The organism is Acidisphaera rubrifaciens HS-AP3 (genome assembly GCF_000964365.1).
Taxonomy (GTDB): domain Bacteria; phylum Pseudomonadota; class Alphaproteobacteria; order Acetobacterales; family Acetobacteraceae; genus Acidisphaera; species Acidisphaera rubrifaciens.
The window spans coordinates 1-1,098 of record NZ_BANB01000705.1 but is presented as its reverse complement, the minus strand read 5'-3'; the positions used below and the strand labels follow the sequence as shown (position 1 = coordinate 1,098).

Annotated in this window: 2 protein-coding genes; one reads left to right on the top strand and one right to left on the bottom strand. The window is 74.6% G+C overall.

Going from position 1 to position 1,098, the window contains the following annotated elements; genetic code table 11:
• Positions 1–230 precede the first annotated feature (230 nt).
• Positions 231–410 (top strand): hypothetical protein, encoded by a 180-nt coding sequence (locus B8460_RS21160; protein ID WP_148360664.1) that lies wholly within the window; start codon positions 231–233, stop codon positions 408–410.
• A gap of 23 nt (positions 411–433) precedes the next feature.
• On the opposite strand, the gene B8460_RS16685 is transcribed toward B8460_RS21160, so the two are convergent.
• A partial coding sequence (locus B8460_RS16685) for an SDR family NAD(P)-dependent oxidoreductase (RefSeq protein ID WP_048862745.1) occupies positions 434–1,098 on the bottom strand: 665 nt, incomplete at its 5' end.

Below are 1,098 nucleotides of genomic sequence, written 5' to 3'. Positions count from 1 at the left end.
GCGGCCGGACATGGCGCAGGCGGGCGGCCCGGACGGCGGCCGCGCGGATGCGGCGCTCGCCGCCGTGCGCGACCTGCTCGCCGCCTGACCGATAAGCCCGGCTTCATCACGCCCGGTCTTTACGAAGTCTTGAGGCTTCCGGACGACAAGGGACGGGCCGGCCGATCGTGCCGGCACCGCGCCAGGACGGCGCTCTTCACTTCGCAGCTGACACGTCGCAGGAGAGCGTCATGTCCATCTCGCCCGTCTCGTCCGCCCCGCCGCAGGCCCTCGCCGCCTCCATGACACAGGGGGCGCCCAGCGGCGCCAAGCCGAGCGCCATGACCGACGGGGACGGCGACCACGGCGTGGAAAGCGCGGCCCCGCCGCCCGGCAGCGGTCGCGGGACGGCGGTGAACACCACCGCCTAAGCGTCTGGCGATGGCGGCGGCGGTCAGCCCGGACGGCGCACGAGGCCGGCCCCGCTGATGCCGCCGTCCACCGCCAGTACATGCCCCGTGACGAAACCCGCGTCGCCGCCGCACAGGAACGCCGCGGCGGCCGCGATCTCGTCCGGGGTGCCGTACCGCGCCATCGGCGTCGCCGCCGTCCACGCCGCGCGGATCGCCGCATCGTGCATCTGTGCGACCAGCGGCGTATCGACCGGGCCCGGCGCGATCACGTTGACCCGTATGCCGTGCGCGGCCAGTTCGATCGCCATCACCTGACTGAGGTTGATCACCCCCGCCTTCGACGCGCCATAGGCCGCGCGGCCGATGTTGCCGCGCATCCCCGCGACGCTCGCGATGGTCACGATCGACCCGCCCGCCGCGCCGCGCGCCGGGGCGGCCATCAGCCGCGCGCAGGCCTGCCCGACCAGGAACGTCCCGCGCAGATTGACCGCCATGATGCGGTCGAACGCCTCCGCCGTGGTTTCCAGGAACGGGATGTCGCGGCCGATCCCGGCGCAATGCACCACCGCGTCCAGCCGCCCGTGCGCGTCGCGCACCGCATCGAGCATGGCGGCGACGCTCGCCGCGTCCGCGACATCGACCGAAATCGCCGCGCCCGCCGCCAGATCGGCGACCAGCACCGTCGCGCCCTCGGCCCGCAGCCGCG

Bases quoted from the DNA above. Each gene is read 5' to 3' on its own strand.
- B8460_RS21160 (WP_148360664.1), top strand. From the start codon at position 231: ATGTCCATCTCGCCCGTCTCGTCCGCCCCGCCGCAGGCCCTCGCCGCC.